This window comes from Aeromonas rivipollensis (assembly GCF_037811135.1).
GTDB lineage: Bacteria > Pseudomonadota > Gammaproteobacteria > Enterobacterales > Aeromonadaceae > Aeromonas > Aeromonas rivipollensis.
In genome coordinates this window covers 151,051-168,000 of the sequence record NZ_CP149130.1, presented here as the reverse complement: position 1 = coordinate 168,000, position 16,950 = coordinate 151,051, and the positions used below count along the sequence as shown (strand labels likewise).

General features: G+C 61.0%; 16 protein-coding genes and 1 tRNA gene. 4 read left to right on the top strand and 13 right to left on the bottom strand.

Annotation, left to right across the window (positions count from 1 at the left end; genetic code table 11):
- Positions 1-109: 109 nt before the first annotated feature.
- Positions 110-595: a ribonuclease E activity regulator RraA gene (rraA, locus tag WIR04_RS00775; protein WP_005328442.1), complete on the top strand. Its 486-nt coding sequence runs from the start codon at positions 110-112 to the stop codon at positions 593-595.
- Positions 596-865: 270 nt separating this feature from the next.
- On the opposite strand, the gene WIR04_RS00770 is transcribed toward rraA, so the two are convergent.
- The 3 genes from WIR04_RS00770 to WIR04_RS00760 form a co-directional block, all read right to left on the bottom strand.
- The gene (locus tag WIR04_RS00770; RefSeq protein ID WP_338889765.1) at positions 866-1,540 is read right to left on the bottom strand and encodes a 7-cyano-7-deazaguanine/7-aminomethyl-7-deazaguanine transporter; all 675 of its coding nucleotides are present in this window, start codon (positions 1,538-1,540) and stop codon (positions 866-868) included.
- 206 nt (positions 1,541-1,746) lie between these two features.
- Positions 1,747-2,034: a DUF3630 family protein gene (locus tag WIR04_RS00765; protein ID WP_338889762.1), complete on the bottom strand. Its 288-nt coding sequence runs from the start codon at positions 2,032-2,034 to the stop codon at positions 1,747-1,749.
- 10 nt (positions 2,035-2,044) lie between these two features.
- On the bottom strand, positions 2,045-3,472 hold the full coding sequence (locus WIR04_RS00760) for a protein adenylyltransferase SelO (RefSeq protein ID WP_338889760.1): 1,428 nt from the start codon (positions 3,470-3,472) through the stop codon (positions 2,045-2,047).
- A gap of 104 nt (positions 3,473-3,576) precedes the next feature.
- On the opposite strand from WIR04_RS00760, the gene WIR04_RS00755 reads away from it, so the two are divergent.
- Positions 3,577-3,879, top strand: coding sequence for a c-type cytochrome (locus WIR04_RS00755; RefSeq protein WP_303806586.1), 303 nt, complete (start codon positions 3,577-3,579; stop codon positions 3,877-3,879).
- Positions 3,880-3,930: 51 nt separating this feature from the next.
- On the opposite strand, the gene recQ is transcribed toward WIR04_RS00755, so the two are convergent.
- Complete coding sequence (gene recQ, locus WIR04_RS00750; RefSeq protein WP_338889754.1) at positions 3,931-5,754, bottom strand: ATP-dependent DNA helicase RecQ; 1,824 nt, start codon at positions 5,752-5,754, stop codon at positions 3,931-3,933.
- A gap of 133 nt (positions 5,755-5,887) precedes the next feature.
- On the opposite strand from recQ, the gene WIR04_RS00745 reads away from it, so the two are divergent.
- Together WIR04_RS00745 and WIR04_RS00740 are read left to right on the top strand one after the other, a co-directional pair.
- Positions 5,888-6,352 carry a thioesterase family protein gene (locus tag WIR04_RS00745; protein ID WP_162519265.1) on the top strand — a complete coding sequence of 155 codons (465 nt, stop codon included), beginning with the start codon at positions 5,888-5,890 and terminating at the stop codon, positions 6,350-6,352.
- A gap of 123 nt (positions 6,353-6,475) precedes the next feature.
- Positions 6,476-7,003 (top strand): hypothetical protein, encoded by a 528-nt coding sequence (locus WIR04_RS00740; RefSeq protein ID WP_025328717.1) that lies wholly within the window; start codon positions 6,476-6,478, stop codon positions 7,001-7,003.
- A gap of 244 nt (positions 7,004-7,247) precedes the next feature.
- On the opposite strand, the gene WIR04_RS00735 is transcribed toward WIR04_RS00740, so the two are convergent.
- From WIR04_RS00735 to WIR04_RS00695, 9 genes are all read right to left on the bottom strand, one after another.
- Positions 7,248-7,324: transfer RNA gene (locus WIR04_RS00735), tRNA-Pro, on the bottom strand.
- 138 nt (positions 7,325-7,462) lie between these two features.
- On the bottom strand, positions 7,463-8,188 hold the full coding sequence (locus WIR04_RS00730; protein WP_338889750.1) for an MOSC domain-containing protein: 726 nt from the start codon (positions 8,186-8,188) through the stop codon (positions 7,463-7,465).
- Positions 8,189-8,277: 89 nt separating this feature from the next.
- Positions 8,278-9,120, bottom strand: a complete 843-nt coding sequence (locus WIR04_RS00725) for an ABC transporter permease subunit (RefSeq protein WP_025328719.1) — start codon at positions 9,118-9,120, stop codon at positions 8,278-8,280.
- Between the two features lie 73 nt (positions 9,121-9,193).
- Positions 9,194-10,099: an ABC transporter permease subunit gene (locus WIR04_RS00720; RefSeq protein WP_025328720.1), complete on the bottom strand. Its 906-nt coding sequence runs from the start codon at positions 10,097-10,099 to the stop codon at positions 9,194-9,196.
- Complete coding sequence (potA, locus tag WIR04_RS00715; protein ID WP_005328474.1) at positions 10,096-11,250, bottom strand: polyamine ABC transporter ATP-binding protein; 1,155 nt, start codon at positions 11,248-11,250, stop codon at positions 10,096-10,098. The genes WIR04_RS00720 and potA overlap by 4 nt, the downstream gene beginning before the upstream one ends.
- Positions 11,251-11,326: 76 nt before the next feature.
- On the bottom strand, positions 11,327-12,406 hold the full coding sequence (locus WIR04_RS00710; protein ID WP_041204402.1) for a polyamine ABC transporter substrate-binding protein: 1,080 nt from the start codon (positions 12,404-12,406) through the stop codon (positions 11,327-11,329).
- A gap of 121 nt (positions 12,407-12,527) precedes the next feature.
- Complete coding sequence (locus tag WIR04_RS00705) at positions 12,528-13,625, bottom strand: extracellular solute-binding protein (protein ID WP_106885489.1); 1,098 nt, start codon at positions 13,623-13,625, stop codon at positions 12,528-12,530.
- Positions 13,626-13,679: 54 nt separating this feature from the next.
- Positions 13,680-15,041 carry an aspartate aminotransferase family protein gene (locus tag WIR04_RS00700; RefSeq protein ID WP_338889740.1) on the bottom strand — a complete coding sequence of 454 codons (1,362 nt, stop codon included), beginning with the start codon at positions 15,039-15,041 and terminating at the stop codon, positions 13,680-13,682.
- A 271-nt stretch (positions 15,042-15,312) separates the two neighbouring features.
- Positions 15,313-16,644 carry a glutamine synthetase family protein gene (locus WIR04_RS00695; protein ID WP_005328484.1) on the bottom strand — a complete coding sequence of 444 codons (1,332 nt, stop codon included), beginning with the start codon at positions 16,642-16,644 and terminating at the stop codon, positions 15,313-15,315.
- Positions 16,645-16,950: the final 306 nt, after the last annotated feature.

Below are 16,950 nucleotides of genomic sequence, written 5' to 3'. Positions count from 1 at the left end.
CGCCGCAACAAAAACGGGGATTCCCGCCTCTGGGCAAGGAATAGTCGTTGAAATGCCAACCCCACTCCTTATACTGGATCCACCTGTTTCCAGCGGTGGATCTGACACAATGGAATACAACACTTCAGAACTGTGCGACATCTATCAGGACATGGTGGATGTACTCGAACCCATGCTCTGCTCCTTCGGCGGTCGTGCCTCTTTCGGCGGCGTCATCACCACGGTCAAATGCTTCGAATCGAACGGTCTTATCCGTGAAGTCGTCAAAGAGAACGGCGTCGGCCGCGTGCTGCTGATCGACGGCGGCGGCTCCATGCGCCGGGCCCTGATCGACAGCGAGATCGCCACCACGGCGGCGGAAAACGAGTGGGAAGGCATCGTCTGCTACGGCTGCGTGCGCGAGGTCGACATCCTGGAGGATCTGGATATCGGCATCCAGGCCCTGGCCGCCATCCCGGTCGGTGCCGACCACAAGGATGTGGGAGAGACGGATCTGCCGGTCAACTTCGGTGGTGTCACCTTCCTGCCGGATGATCACCTCTACGCCGATACCACAGGGGTGATCCTCTCCCCCGATGCGCTCGACATAGAATGAGCCGACACAGACTGAAGATGGGAGCCTTGGCTCCCATTTTTTATGGCTGCGACTTGCTGAAAAAAAGACAAAAAAGAGGGCCAGTAAACAACTGGCCCCTTAACTGGAAGCAATGTGAGCAATGTCGTGCCTTCACAAGAAGTCCATCACGTTGGAACGAATGAAGTCTTTCCCGGAAAACGAGTTAACAATAATCATTCTCATTTAACTGTGCAAGCCTTATTTGCGAGAAGAGCAAAAAAATGACCACCGCACGGGTGGTCATTGTCGTCAGGCCTGTCGCGTGGCCGTTTGCAGACCGACCAGGCCGGCCTCCCCCACCAGCTTGCGGCTGAGGTAGCGCAGCAGCACACCGTAGAGCGGCACGAACAATCCCAGGCTTATCAGCAGCTTGAACACATAATCCACGGTCGCGATCTCGACCCAGTGCTCGGCCATGAAGGGATCCGTGCTGCGCCAGAAGGCGATGCTGAAGAAGGCGATGGTATCCACCAGGTTGCCGAACAGAGTCGAGGCGGCCGGTGCCACCCACCAGGCCCTGAGCAGCCGCAGGCGGTTGAACACCACCACGTCCATGAACTGGCCCACCAGATAGGCCATAAAGCTGGCCAGGGCGATGCGCGCCACGAAGAGGTTGAACTCCGCCAGGTTGCCCATGCCCTGATAACTGCCCTCGAAGAAGAGCACAGAGAGCACATAGGAAACGGCCAGGGCCGGCAGCATCACGGTCTGGATGATCTTGCGGGCCAGTCCGGCGCCGAAGATCCGCACCGTCAGATCGGTGGCCAGGAAGATGAACGGGAAGCTGAAGGCACCCCAGGTGGTGTGGAAGCCAAAGATGGTGATCGGCAGCTGCACCAAGTAGTTGCTGCTGGCGATGATCAGGATGTGGAACAACGAGAGACGCACCAGCGCCGTCTGGTGCTGAGCAGGGGTCAGATTCATATTGTGACCTTTTTGGTTAATGGGGTTAGGGAACCCATACCGCCACCATTGGCGATAATTGAGGGGCGAGATTATACGCCCCAATACCGATAGTTCAATCTTTATGCTGTGGGTTCAGCCTGTGGCAACCATCGCCGAAGGGCGACGTCACAGGCCGGTCATCCAATGCCTGTGTGACAGGCCCGGCAGCCGTCATCCGCCAGGGCTCATGCCCCATATTGCCGACCCAGCCAGAGCACCACCTCCCTGTCGTCCGAGTGTGTCGCCTCCAGCCAGCAGCCGCTGTGCTGCTCATACTCCAGCCGCAACCTGCTGCCTTCGAACTCCAGTAGCCAGCTATGGCGATCGGCTCCCCACTCCCGCTCGATCGGTATAAGCTCCCACCCCTCGACCAGCTCCTCGGCCAGAGCCGGGAAGTTGTCCCAGCAGAGCCCGGGACAAGTCAGCAGCAGCACAGCCGACTCGGCATCCACCTCCGTTACCCGCCAGTTCATCTTTCACTCCTCAACTGCTGCAAGAGAGCTCACCACCGCAATACCACTGGGGAACCGGGGTCGCCAGGTCCTCGTATTCCGGCTGCTCGTCATAGGGGTGCTGCAGGGCAGCAAACAGGCGCTCGAACGGTGCCATGTTCCCCGTCTCGGCGGCGTCGATGACCTGCTGGGCCAGGGCGTTGCGCAGCACGTACTTGGGATTGACGGCGTCCATCCGCGCCTTGCGTGCCGCATCCTGGCTCCCTTCCCGGGCCAGCCGGGCCCGATAGGCGTCGAGCCATCCCTGCCAGGGGGCGGGATCCGGCAGCAGCGCCAGCAGGGAGGCGGGCCACTCCCCCTGAGACGTCAGCTCACCCAGGCGGCGCAGGAAGAGGTGATAGTCCACCCGGTGTTCCGCCAGCAGCTGGAACAGCTGGCGGAACAGGGCCGGGTCTTCATCCTCCCAGGTTTCCAGGCCGAGTCGGGCCCGCATCAGTTCGGAGTAGTGAAACATCAGCTGATGCTCGTACTGGGCCAGCGCCCCTGCCAGGGCGTCGCCGTCCACCTGATCCGCCAGCGCCTGGGCCAGCTTCTGCAAGTTCCAGTAACCCACCGCCGGCTGCTGATCCAGGGCGTAGCGACCACCCGGATCCGAGTGGTTGCAGACGAAGTCGGGCACATAGGCATCGATGAAGCCGTAGGGGCCGTAATCCAGGGTCAGCCCGAGCAGGGACATGTTGTCTGTGTTCATCACCCCGTGGCAGAAACCCGCCGCCTGCCACTTGGCGATGAGGCGCGCGGTGCGGCGCACCACCTCGGTAAACAGCTCTGCGCCGTTTGCCAATTCGGGGAAATGGTGGCGCAGCGCATAGTCGATGAGGGCGGGGATCTTCTCCCCCTGGCCGCTCCAGGCGAAATATTCGAAGTGGCCGAAGCGCAGGTGGCTAGGCGCTGTGCGCAGCACTGTCGCCCCGCTCTCGACCTGCTCCCGGTAGACGGGTTCGTCACTGCCCACCAGCACCAGGGCCCGGGTGGTCGGGATGCCGAGGGCATGGAGCGCCTCCGAGGCGAGGTATTCGCGGATGCTGGAGCGCAGCACGGCGCGGCCGTCGCCGAAGCGGGAGAAGGGCGTCTTGCCCGCCCCCTTCAGGTGCAGATCCCAGCGTTGACCGTCCGGCGCCAACTGCTCCCCCAGCAACAGGGCTCGACCATCACCGAGCCGGGGGCTATAACCCCCGAACTGATGGCCGGCATAGACCTGGGCCACCGGCTGCATGCCCGGCAACGGCTGCCCCTGCCCGCAGCAGGCGAGCCAGTCGGCCTCAGCGACCCCGTCCAGCCCCAGCTCCCGCAGCAGCCCCTGATTGAGGTGCAGCAGCCTGGGCTCACGCAGGGGCTGAGGGGCCACGGGCTCGCAGGCCCAGGGCAGTTCGGTGGCGAAAGTGTTGATCAACTTCATGGTGGCGTGATTCGTCCCTGCGTATGCTCGTGTCACTCTTTATACCGCCGTCTGTCCGCACAGGCTAACAAGCGATCGCGCTATTTCATTTCACGGAGAAAACAATGCAAAAATGGATATATGCCCTGCCCCTGCTGGCACTGGCCTGGGGACATCAGGCCAAGGCCGCCGACATCGAAGCAGGCAAGGCCAAGGCGACTGTCTGCGCCGCCTGTCATGGGGTGGATGGCAAGGCGACCGTCCCCGTCTATCCCCATCTGGCCGGCCAGAACTCTGCCTATCTGCTGAAACAGATGAAAGCCTTCAAGGAGGGCAGCCGCACCGAGCCGCTGATGGCCCCCTTCATGGCGATGCTGACCGAGGCGGACATGGAGAACCTGGCGGCCTATTACGCCAGCTTGAAGTAGCCTGGCGACGCCCTATCCCCGATGCGGTCGATTACGCTGCGCTAATCGACCCTACCGGCGGCAATACTCGATGATAAGGTCCATAAAGGCTTCGCCGAAGCGCTCCAGCTTGCGGTGACCGACACCGTTGACGGCCAGCATCTCGTCCTCGGTCATCGGCATCAGCTGGGCCATCTCCACCAGGGTAGCGTCGTTGAACACCACGTAGGGCGGCACCTCTTCATCCTCGGCGATCTGCTTGCGCAGGGCCCGCAGCTCCTTGAACAGCCGCTTGTCGTAGTTGGCATTGTCGAGCAGGCCGCTGCGCTTCTCCTTGCGGCTGGAGATGGGCTGCAGCCGCGGCACCGCCAGGGCCAGCGTCGTCTCGCCGCGCAGCACGGGCCGGGCCGCCTCGGTCAGCTGCAACACCAGGTTGCGGGTGATGTTCTGGGTCAGCAGTCCCTTGTGGATCAGCTGGCGGATCACGCTCATCCAGTATTCGTGGCTCTGATCCTTGCCGATGCCGTAGGTCGACAGCTTGTCGTGGCCGTGATCCTTGATGCGCTGGTTGAGCGAGCCCCTGAGCACCTCCACCACATAACCCACCCCGAAGTTCTGACCCACCCGCCAGACGCAGGAGAGCGCCTTCTGGGCATCTTCGGTGCCGTCATAGCTCTTGGGGGGATCCAGGCAGATGTCGCAGTTGCCGCACGGCTTGTCGTTGTACTCGCCGAAGTAGTTGAGCAGCACCTGACGGCGGCAGGTCTGCGCCTCGGCGAAGGCCGCCATCACGTTGAGCTTGTACTGCTCCACCTGCAACTGCTGGGGGTTCTCTATGTTGTCGAGCAGGCGCCGCACCCGGCCTATGTCGGCGGGATCGTAGAGCAGCAGCGCCTCGGCGGGGGTCCCATCACGACCGGCCCGGCCGGTTTCCTGATAGTAGGATTCGATGTTCTTGGGGATGTCGTAGTGCACCACGAAGCGCACGTTGGGCTTGTCGATGCCCATGCCGAACGCCACCGTCGCCACCACTATCTCGACATCGTCCTTGAGGAAGGCATCCTGGGTGCGCAGCCGCTGATCCAGCGGCAAGCCCGCATGATAGGGCGACGCCTTGCAGCCATGGCGGGAGAGCCGCTCTGCGACCTCTTCCACCCGGTTGCGGCTGGAGCAATAAACGATGCCGCAGTTGCCCTTCTGGCTCTGCACGTAGCGCAGCAACTGCTCAGCCCCCTTGAACTTCTCCACCAGGCTGTAGCGGATGTTGGGTCTGTCGAAGCTGGCGGTGTGGATGAAGGGATCGTGGAGCTCCAACCGGTGCAGCATGTCGCTGCGGGTCGCCTCGTCGGCGGTGGCGGTGAGCGCCACCACGGGCACCTGGGGGAACCACTGCTTGAGCCGCCCCAGCGCCGCGTATTCGGGGCGAAAATCGTGGCCCCACTGGGAGACGCAGTGGGCCTCGTCGATGGCGAACAGCCCGAGGGGCAGTTCTGCCAGCCGATCCAGAAACTCGTGCTGCAGCAGCCGCTCGGGGGAGACATAGACCAGCTTGATCTCGCCGCGACGCATGGCGGCAAAGTTCTGGATCATCTCCTCCCGGCTCAGGGCCGAGTTGATGTAGACAGCCGCCACGCCGTTGGCACGCAGGCTGTCCACCTGATCCTTCATCAGCGAAATGAGGGGGGAGACCACCACCCCTAGCCCGGGGCGCAGCAGCGCCGGGATCTGGTAACAGAGCGACTTGCCGCCACCGGTGGGCTTGAGCACCAGGGCATCACGCCCCGTCACTATCTGTTCGATGATCTCGAGCTGGCCAGGCCGAAATTGCTGGTAGCCGAAGACCGCCTGCAGCAGGGCAAGGGGGGTATCGGGCAAGGTGTCGGCAATGGCGGTCATGGGCTCTCCTTTGGGGTCGCCATTCTAAAGCAGCCGCCGCCCACAATAAACCTGCCATTGCGACTGTTAAGGAAGTGTTGCAGACTGGCTGGAGTTTTTACTCGGCTTTGATGACAGGGATCGGTATCAGAGAATGAAACAGATGTTGAAGAAGATGGCGCTCAGTGGCATTGCCAATCTGTTCGCCGAGAAGATGCCGTTCAACAAATTGATCGGCATGCAGGTGACCCACTATGACTTCGAGAAGGTGGAGCTGCGCATCAAGATGGATGACAAGCTGATCGGCAACCCCTTCCACAACATACTGCACGGCGGTGTGACCGCCAGCCTGCTGGACGTGGCGGGCGGCATGATAGTCGCCGCCTCCTGCATCGACGAGCTGGAAGACTTCTCCCCCAGCTACCTCAAGGAGCGCTTCTCCCGCCTCGGCACCATAGACCTGAGAGTCGACTATCTGCGACCCGGTCGCGGCAACGAGTTTATCGCCACCGCCCATATCATCCGGGCGGGCAGCAAGGTCGCCGTCGCCCGTATGGAACTGCACAACGAAGAAGGGACTCATATCGCCTTTGGTACCGGCACCTACCTGGTTGGCTAATGGCCTTTATTGCATAAAAAGTGCGCTTCTAAGCCGATTTTAATCATTAGAATTGTTACCCCCTCCACCGGTCAGGGTCCATACTGGAAGTCGGGATTCTGTGCAGAGGGAGGATTGCAGACGATGAGCGCGATGCTGGCTACCAAACCATCCAGAGCCTTGTTGACACAGCTCGAGTCCATGCGCGAAGAGGTGCAGACGCCCGAGTGCCGTCACTGGTTGGAACAGGAGCTGAAGGGGTATTCTCTCTGTTCACCCCTGCCTTGGTATCGCATCATTGCCTGTCGGCAACGCGGTCACTTCCTGAATCTGAAGACGGGGAAATATTTGACTTGCCACATCGGCAGCCAAACGCTCAGCCAACGCGACCTGGCCCAAGTTCAGTTCATCTATGCCCGTGAACCCGCCGCCCACTATTTACTGCGTCATGATTCCCATATCGAGCCCTGGCCAGAACAGCTGCTGGAAGCGTATCGAGAGCAGTTGATCCCCGGCCATCTCTGCCTGCAGGCCTGGCACGAGCCCGTGTCTTCTCTGCGGTCACAACTGATGGAGGGAATAGCACATTTCATTAGTGAGTACCCCAAGCATGCGGCTCTGCAAACTCAGCACGGCTTCAAGGCATTGCAGCATCAACACTGGCATATCTGATCATGCGCCCAGGGCGCAAGGAGGGCACCATAGACAAGACCCACAACGAGATTGCCACAATCTAGAGTGCCGGAGTCAGGATCAGACTCCACCTGTGGGGCCACCGAGCGGTGGCCCTTTTAATGGGCAGCATTCAGCCCCGGGCAATCGACCCCATGTACCTATCCTGCCCCGTCTGCCGAGGGGGGACCAAGGCAAAGAGCCAAATGCGAAAAGGCCGCTCGATGAGCGGCCTTTTCTAATGTGGTCGGTGTGAGAGGATTCGAACCTCCGACCCCTTCGTCCCGAACGAAGTGCGCTACCAAGCTGCGCTACACACCGATGTCTGCGGGGCGAGAATTTACCGAAAGCCCCGACATGACACAAGCCTTTTTTTGCATCTGCCGTAAAAAAAGGGCTTTGCGCTCAATAATTCAGCGTTTCATGGCGATAGGGGCGCCGGCTCGTCCCGGTACTCAGTTACGCCTTTGGCGGCAGCTGAAACTCGGCCGGTCCCAGCAGACGCCGACTCCAATCGGCAACGACCCCGTGCTCCAGCCAGTGGGCCGCATGCTGGCGCCAGTTGGGAGAGAGCGCCGGGTTGTCCAGCAGCAGTTGCAGGTCCCCTTCGTGGCGGGTCTGGTTGAACAGGATGTCGGCGGTGCGCGTCACCGTCAGCTCGGGATAGGGCCTGTCCATCAGCAGCAGTTCATCCACCGGGGCCACGCGCCCCTCCTCCAGCACCCGCAGCAACCAGCCGCAGCGGCCGTTGAGCTGCATCACCAGGGAGAGGTGCGGGTAGCCAAAGCGTTGATTGAGCTTGAAGCAGGGGGATCTCGGCTGACTGATCTGGACCAGGGCGGCGCCGAGGCGATAGACATCGCCGATGCAGGCCTGGGCCTCGGTCAATCCGAGGCCGGAGAGGTTTTCGCCAAAGGCCGCCGGCTGCCAGGGAGCACGGGGGGCAGGCAGACCCAGCGCTGTCTGCCAGGTCTTCCACCAGGGGTAGTGATCCGCAGGATAATAGTGCAGGGCACGATCCGGGCCGCCGTGATGGCGTCGGTCGCTCTGCTCATCGCCCTCCAGGCCAGAGAAGCTGCACCACAGGGGATGATCTGCCTCACGCTTGTCAATGGCACTGACGAGTCCGGGGGCGAGTTCGGCATTCATCTCGGCGCTCTGGCCGATAAAGAGGGAGATCCGCATTCCATTCTCCTGACGGATGAGAGAATGCGGATCTTAGGGGCTGTTGAGCCGTCGGCGCAAGCCGTGTTACTGCGTCAACAGCCCCGGGGTCAGGCGACGGCCTGCATCTGGGTGGTCATGGCAATCTCGGCGCGGCGGCGTTTCTCTGCCCTCGCCATCAGGTACCAGCTGCCGAAGGTGAACAGCGACACCGACAGCAGGATCAGGCTCGCCACCGCGTTGATCTCGGGTTTCACCCCGAGCCGCACCGCCGAGAACACCTCCATCGGCAAGGTAGTGGACCCCGGGCCTGAGACGAAGCTCGCCAGCACCAGATCATCCAGCGACAGGGCAAACGACATCATGCCGCCCGCCGCCAGCGACGGCGCTATCATCGGGATGGTGATGAGGAAGAACACCTTCCAGGGCTTGGCGCCGAGATCCATCGCCGCCTCCTCGATGGAGAGATCCAGTTCCCGCAACCGCGCCGACACCACTATCGCCACGTAGGCGGTACAGAAGGTGGTGTGAGCGATCCAGATGGTCAGCATGCCCCGCTCGGCGGGCCAGCCCACCAGCTGGGCCATGGCCACGAACAGCAGCAGCAGCGACAGACCGGTGATCACCTCCGGCATCACCAGCGGCGCCGTCACCATGCCGCCAAACAGGGTGCGGCCACGGAAGTGAGGGATCCGGGTCAGCACGAAGGCGGCCACAGTCCCCAGCGCCACCGCGGCGATGGCGGTGTAGAAGGCGATCTCCAGGGAGCGGAACACTGAGCCAATCAACTGCTTGTTGTCGAGCAGACCGAAGTACCACTTGAGCGACCAGCCTCCCCATACCGTCACCAGCTTGGAAGCGTTGAAGGAGTAGATGACCATGATGATCATGGGCAGGTAGATGAACAGCAGCCCCAGCCAGAGCATCAGCTTGGCAAAACCAAAGCGCCTCATACCTTAGCCTCCACTTCCTTCGCCTGGTGGCAGTTGAACAGGGATGGTACGGGGACAATCAACAGTCCAGTTTTCATACCTTGCCCTCCAGCTCTTTGGCCTGGTTGCGGTTGAACAGGATGATCGGAATGATCAGCACCGCCAGCATCACCACCGCCAGGGCGGACGCTACCGGCCAGTCGCGGTTGTTGAAGAACTCCTGCCACAGCACCTTGCCTATCATCAGAGTCTCGGGGCCGCCCAGCATCTCGGGGATGACGAACTCGCCCACCACGGGGATGAAGACCAGCATGCAACCGGCGATGATGCCGTTCTTGGAGAGCGGCACAGTGATCTGCCAGAAGCGGGTCAGGTTGCGGGCGCCGAGATCGGAGGCCGCCTCCAGCAGGCTCTGATCGTGCTTGACCAGGTTGGCGTAGAGCGGCAGCACCATGAACGGCAGGTAGGAGTAAACGATACCGATATAGACCGCCAGGTTGGTGTTGAGGATCTGCAGCGGCTCGTCTATCACTCCTATCCCCAGCAAGAAGCTGTTGAGCAGGCCGTTGTTGCTGAGGATGCCCATCCAGGCGTAGACCCGGATCAGGATCGCGGTCCAGGTCGGCATCATGATGAGCAACAGCAGAACGGTCTGGGTCTCCTTGTTGGCCCGCGCGATGGAGTAGGCCATGGGATAGCCGATCAGCAGGCACAGCAGGGTGCTGATGAAGGCCATCTTGAGGGAGCCCAGATAGGCGGCGATGTAGAGCTCGTCCTCCTGCAACAGCAGGTAGTTGCCCATGTTGAGCAGGATGGTGAGCTGATTGTCGGCCCAGCTCATCACATCGGTGTAGGGCGGAATAGCCACATCCGCTTCGGCGAAGCTGATCTTCACCACTATGACGAAGGGCAGCAGGAAGAACAGGAACAGCCAGAAGAAGGGGATGCCGATCACCAGCTGGCGCCCCCCCATCTGCTTGAGTCGTCTCAATGCCTTCATGATTGCAGCACCACGCCGCTGTCATCTTCCCAATAGAGGAACACCTGGTCATCCCAGGTTGGCCGCTTGCCGTGGCGTTCGGCATTGGCGATGAAAGCCTGAACGATTTTGCCCGAGGGCAGCTGGATGTGATAAACCGAGTGACCGCCCAGATAGGCGATGTCATAGACCTCACCCTTGGTCCAGTTGAAGTCCGGATGCTCGATCTCCTCCGGCTTGTGCAGGCTCATCAGCAATTTTTCCGGCCGCAGGGCGTAGGTCACCTTCTTGTTCTCGGCACGGGAGCTGATGCCGTGGCCCACGTAGATGGGCTGCTCCAGATCCGCGCAGGCGATGGTGGCGTGGTCCTGCTCATCTTCCACCAGCAGGCCGTCAAACAGGTTGACGTTGCCGATGAACTCGCACACCAGCCGGCTGGCCGGGGTCTCGTAGATGTCCATCGGGCTGCCAATCTGCTCGATGCAACCCAGGTGCATGATGGCGATCCGTTCGGCCATGGTCATGGCCTCTTCCTGATCGTGGGTCACCATGACGCAGGTTACGCCGACTCGCTCGATGATCTCCACCAGCTCCAGCTGCATCTTGGAACGCAGCTTCTTGTCCAGCGCCCCCATGGGCTCATCCAGCAGCAGCAACTTGGGGCGCTTGGCCAGAGAGCGGGCCAGGGCGACCCGCTGGCGCTGACCACCGGAGAGCTGATGCGGCTTGCGACGGGCATACTGGGTCATCTGCACCAGCTTGAGCATCTCTTCCACCCGGGCGTCGACCTCTGCCTTGGGCAGGCCATCCTGCTTGAGGCCGAAGGCGATGTTCTGCGCCACCGTCATGTGGGGAAACAGGGCGTAGGACTGGAACATCATGTTGATGGGACGTTCATAGGGCGGCATGTCGGTAATGTCGACCCCATCCAGGAACAGCCGCCCTTCGGTGGGGCGCTCGAACCCGGCCAGCATCCGCAGCAAGGTGGACTTGCCGGAGCCGGACCCACCCAGCAGGGCGAAGATCTCGCCCTTGTGGATGTTGAGAGACACGTTATCGACCGCCAGCGTTTCGTCGAACTGCTTGCTTACCCTGTCTATTTTGACCAGCACTTCTTTACGCTGCTGGCTGCCCTCGAGGGCTTTCTTGTAGGCACTGGAGGCTATCGCCATTACCAAACTCCCAAAGGTGATACCGGCCGGGGCCGATCCATCAATACAATCTGGCGCCCCGGGATGGGCGCCAAGGTTAGGTTCCGGACTTGATCTTGGTCCAACTCCGGGTGATCAGGCGCTGCACCGAGCGGGGATGTGCTTCCTGCACATACAGACGCTCCAGCACCGCCTGGGGGGGGTAGACGGACTCGTCATCGCGCACGGCCTTGTCCATGAACTCTCCCGCCTTGATGTTCGGGTTCGCGTAGCCCACGTAGTCGCTCACCTTGGCGATCACTTGCGGCTCGAGAATGTAGTTGATCAGGGCGTGAGCCTCTTTGACGTTGGTGGCATCGGAGGGGATCGCCATCATGTCGAACCACAGATTGCCCCCCTCCTTGGGGATGCTGTAGGCAATCTTGATCCCCTTGCCCGCCTCGTCGGCCCGGGCCGCCGCCTGCAGTATGTCACCGGAGAACCCCGCCGCCACACAGATGTCGCCATTGGCGAGATCCCCTATGTACTTGGAGGAGTGGAAGTAGGTCACATAGGGCCGCACCTTGAGCAACTGCTCTTCGGCACGCTTGAGATCCGCAGGATCGTGGCTGTTGGGGTTGAGGCCGAGGTAGTTCAGGGCCGCCGGGATCATCTCGTCCGCCGAGTCGAGGAAGGCCACCCCGCACTGGGAGAGCTTCTTCATGTTTTCCGGCTCGAAGATGATGGCCCAGGAGTCGATCTTGTCGACCCCCAGCACCGCCTTCACCTTCTCGACGTTGTAACCGATGCCGTTGGTGCCCCACAGATAGGGCACGGCGTACTGATGACCCGGATCCACCTTGTCGAGCTGCTTGAGCAGCAGGGGATCCAGGTTGCTCAGGTTGGGCAGCAGGGCGGGATCCAGCTTCTGGAATGCCCCCGCCTTGATCTGCTTGGCCAGGAAATTGTTGGAAGGCACGACCAGATCGTAACCGGTGCGGCCGGTCAGCAGCTTGCCCTCCAGCGTCTCGTTGGAGTCAAACACGTCGTAGACGGTCTTGATCCCGGTCTTCTGCTGAAAGTCACTGAGGGTGGTCTCGCCGATATAATCGGACCAGTTGTAAAAATGAACCACAGGGGCTGCCTGGGTCAGATTTGCAAACCCCAGGGTCAGGGCCAGCGTTGCCATCTTGGTCATGTGCACTTATCAGTCCTCGTTTGTGTGATTTTGCCAGTCGCGCATCCATACGCGCCGTCCAACCTGTCGGGTGGTCACCACCCTCCCGGCCGAACTGCGGACCGGGAGGGGTACTCGTCACTTACTTACCTGATTTGATCTTGGTCCAGCTGCGGGTCATCAGACGCTGCACCTTGGCCGGCAGATCCGGGAAGGTGTAGATCTTCTTGAGGGTGTCCGCCGTCGGGTAGATGCCCGGATCGGTACGGATCGCCTCGTCCACCAGCGGGGTGGCGGCCTTGTTGCCGTTCGGGAACTGCACCACGTTGGTGATGTTCGCGATCACTTCCGGCTTCATCAGATAGTTGATGAAGGTGTGGGCTGCCTCGACGTTCTTGGCATCCGCCGGGATGGCGATCATGTCGAAGAAGCTGCCAGCCCCCTCTTTCGGAATGGTGTAAGTCAGACTGACACCGTTCTTGGCTTCGGCGGCACGTGCCTTGGACTGCTGCAAGTCACCTGAGTAACCCACCGCCACGCACAGGTTGCCGTTGGCCAGATCCGAAATGTACTTGGAGGAGTGGAAGTAGGCGGTATAGGGGCGGATGGAGAGGAACAGCTCCTCAGCCTTCTTCAACTCGTCCGGCTTCTGGCTATCCGGCTTGAAGCCCAGGTATTGCAGGGCGGCCGGCAGCATTTCGGTCGGCGAGTCGAGGAAGGAGACACCGCACTCCTTCAACTTGGCCATGTTCTCCGGCTTGAACACCAGATCCCAGGAGTTGACCGGCGCATCGGCACCCAGCACGGCCTTCACCTTCTCGGCGTTGTAGGCGTAGCCAATGGTGCCCCACAGGTAAGGGATGGAGTACTGGTTGCCCGGATCGCTCGGTTCGAGCGCCTTGAGCAGATCGACATCCATGTTCTGCCAGTTGGAGAGTTTGGACTTGTCCAGCTTCTGGAAGACGCCTGCCTTGATCTGCTTGGCCAGGAAGGGGTTGGACGGGACGACGATGTCATAACCCGAACTGCCCGCCAGCAACTTGGCTTCCAGCACCTCGTTGCTGTCGAACACGTCATACACCACCTTGATGCCCGTCTCCTTCTGGAAGTTTTCCAGCGTATCCGGCGCGATGTAATCGCTCCAGTTATAGACGTGCAGCACCTTCTCGTCGGCCATCGCCCCGGTACTCATCATGACCAGCGCCACGGAAGCAGCCATCATTCCCTTTTTAAAAGACATAGTCCTTGTCTCCTAAGCAAATTGTATGCGTAAGCCAATCTGCCCGGTTTCAGCCTATTCCTGCAGCTTTGCAGCCGTCAGATCCAGACTGAGCCTGGCCAGTTTGACCAATTCATCCACCTGTTCCTCGGTGATCACCAAGGGGGGCGATATGATCATGGTATCGCCGACAGCCCTCATCACCAAGCCATTGTTAAAACAGAACTCCCGACAGGTCATCCCGGCGTGCAGTTCGGCCGGGAAACGACGTTTCGTCTGTTTGTCCTGGACTATTTCCAACGCGGCAACCAGACCTTTACCCCGGGTTTCTCCCACCAGCGGGTGATCGGCAAGCTCGCTCCAGCGGCGCTGCAAATAGGGGCCGATACTATCATGAACACGCTTAACTATGCTCTCACTTTGCATAAGCTGGATGTTGGCAATGGCTACGGCGCAGGCCACCGGATGACCGGAATAGGTGAAGCCATGGTTGAACTCGCCCCCCTCTTCCACCAGCACTTTGGCGACCCTGTCCCCCACCATCACGGCCCCCATCGGCAGGTAACCCGAGGTGATGCCCTTGGCCAGACACATGAGGTCAGGCTTGATGCCGAAGCCTTCGCTGGCGAACCAGTGGCCGGTGCGACCGAAACCGCAGATCACCTCGTCGGCGATGAGCAGGATGCCGTACTTGTCACAGATGCGCTGGATCTCGGGCCAGTAGCTGTCGGGCGGAATGATGACGCCGCCGGCCCCCTGGATAGGCTCGCCGATGAAGGCCGCCACCTTGTCCACCCCCAGCGCCAGAATCTTCTCTTCCAGCTGGCGGGCACGGGCCAGGCCGAACTCGTGGGCGCTCATGCCCTCCCCCTCACCGAAGTGATAGGGCTGATCGATATGGACTATGCCGGGAATGGGCAGGCCACCCTGGGCGTGCATGCCCTTCATGCCCCCCAGACTGGCGCCTGCCACCGTGGAGCCGTGATAGGCGTTGTGACGGCTGATGATCACCTGCTTGTCCGGCTGCCCCTTGCTGGCCCAGTAGTGACGCACCATGCGCAGCACAGTGTCGTTGCACTCCGAGCCCGAACCGGTGAAGAAGACGTGGTTGAGATGGGAAGGGGTGATCTCGGCCAGCAGGGTCGCCAGTTCGGCGGCGGGGGGATGGCTGGTCTGGAAGAAGAGGTTGTAATAGGGCAGTTGCTGCATCTGCTTGGTGGCGGCATCCACCAGCTCCTGGCGGCCATAACCCAGGTTGACGCACCACAGGCCCGCCATCCCGTCCAGGATGCGGCGCCCGTCGGAGTCTTCCAGATAGACCCCCTCGGCCTTGGTGATGATGCGGCTGCCCTTCTTGTTCAGGGCCTGAAAGTCGGTAAAGGGATGCAGGTGGTGGCTGGCATCCAGTTGCTGCCACTCACGGGTGGTCTGCTTCATTGCTTGCTCCTCGGTTCCTTCGATTTAAGCGATGTTTGTTCGTCAATTGCTGAGGGCGGCTGGCACTCCCCCGGTCACTGCTACTCACGGGCGGTCTGCGTCATTGCCTGCTCCTCGGTTCCTTCGATTTAAGCGATCTTCGTGCATGCATCCATGGGCTGGCCCACGGGCACGGTGCGGCCGCGAGCGGGCGCCATCAGCCGCCCCTCACGAGCCAGTGCCATCTTGCTTTGAGAGTGACGGGAGGGATCTGCGCCCCTCCCGAGACGGGTCAGACGTTCAGCAGCAGGAATTCCCGTTCCCAGCGGCTGATCACCCCGAAGTAGGTCTCATACTCCTTGCGCTTGACCGCGACGAAGGCGCGGATGAAACGCTCCCCCAGCATGTCCTTGATGGGCTCGCACTGCTCCAGATGGCTGAGCGACTCCTCCAGGGAACGGGGCAGGCTGTAGGGCAGGTCATAGGCACTCGCCTTCATCTCCTGCATCGGCTCCAGCTTCTCCAGCATGCCGAGGTAGCCGCAGGCCAGGGTGGCGGCCAGTGCCAGATAGGGGTTGGCGTCGGCACCGGCGAAGCGGTTCTCGACCCGGCGCGCGCTCGGCTCGGAGAAGGGCACCCGTAGGCCGCAGGTGCGGTTTTCCACGCCCCACTGCACGTTGCGCGGCGCGCTCTCGCCGAAGGTGAGGCGGCGGTAGGAGTTGACGTTCGGCGCCAGCAGGGCGGTTACCGCCGGGGTGTACTTCTGCAGACCGGCGATGAAGTGCATGAACAGGGCGGAGTTGCCCCCTTCGCTGGTGCCAAACAGGTTGCGCCCCTCGGCATCTTCCAGGCTCTGGTGGATGTGCATGGCGGAGCCCGGCTCATCGCTCATGGGCTTGGCCATGAAGGTGGCATAGATACCGTGACGGTGTGCCGCTTCCCGCATGGTGCGCTTGAACAGGAACACCTGGTCGGCGAGATCGATGGCGTCACCGTGCAGGAAGTTGATCTCCATCTGGGCGGCGCCGGACTCGTGGATCAAGGTGTCCACCTCCAGCTCCTGGGCCTCGCAGTAGTCGTACATGTCCTCGAAGATGGGATCGAATTCGTTGACCGCATCGATGCTGAACGACTGGCGAGCCGTCTCGGGGCGGCCGTTGCGGCCCACCGGCGGCACCAGCGGATAGTCGGGGTCTTCATTGCGCTTGACCAGATAGAATTCGAGCTCGGGGGCCACCACCGGCTTCCAGCCCTGCTTCTCGTAAAATGACAAGACCCGGCGCAGCACGGAGCGCGGCGCTATGTCGATCAGCTTGCCATTGATGTCGAAACAGTCGTGGATCACCTGAGCCGTGGGCTCCAGTGCCCAGGGCACGAAACGAATGGTGTTGGGATCGGGATAGAGCTGCATGTCCCGCTCCAGCGGGTCAATCATGCTGTCGTCATCCGGGTACTCGCCGGTCACCGTCTGGGTGAAGATGACCTCGGGCAGCCGCATGCCCCCTTCGCGCAGAAACTTGTTGGCCGGAATGATCTTGCCTCGGGCATTGCCGGTGAAATCCGGGAACAGGCACTCCACTTCCGTGATGCGATTGCTCTCCATCCAGCCCTTGATACTGTCCATGTTAAACCCCGACTCTACGGTTGTCATTGGCAAGGGTGTCTAATATAAGGAACACCCTTGTTAAGAAAATGTAATCGACATCACCATAAAAGCCCGTGATAAAGGCCTTTGTCAAGCAGTGGTGTTTAAAAAACTATAAACAACGGCCGATATAATGACCACTGCGGCACCAAATACTAAACACTCTGTGTCACGATCAGCCCACTGCAAGCTCGATGCCAAGGCTGGACGGAAGCTGCTCGATACTCAGTCAGCCCCTGTCGGAGCGGGCCCATTTCTTTGCAAGGGCGCACAATCCTTATCCAA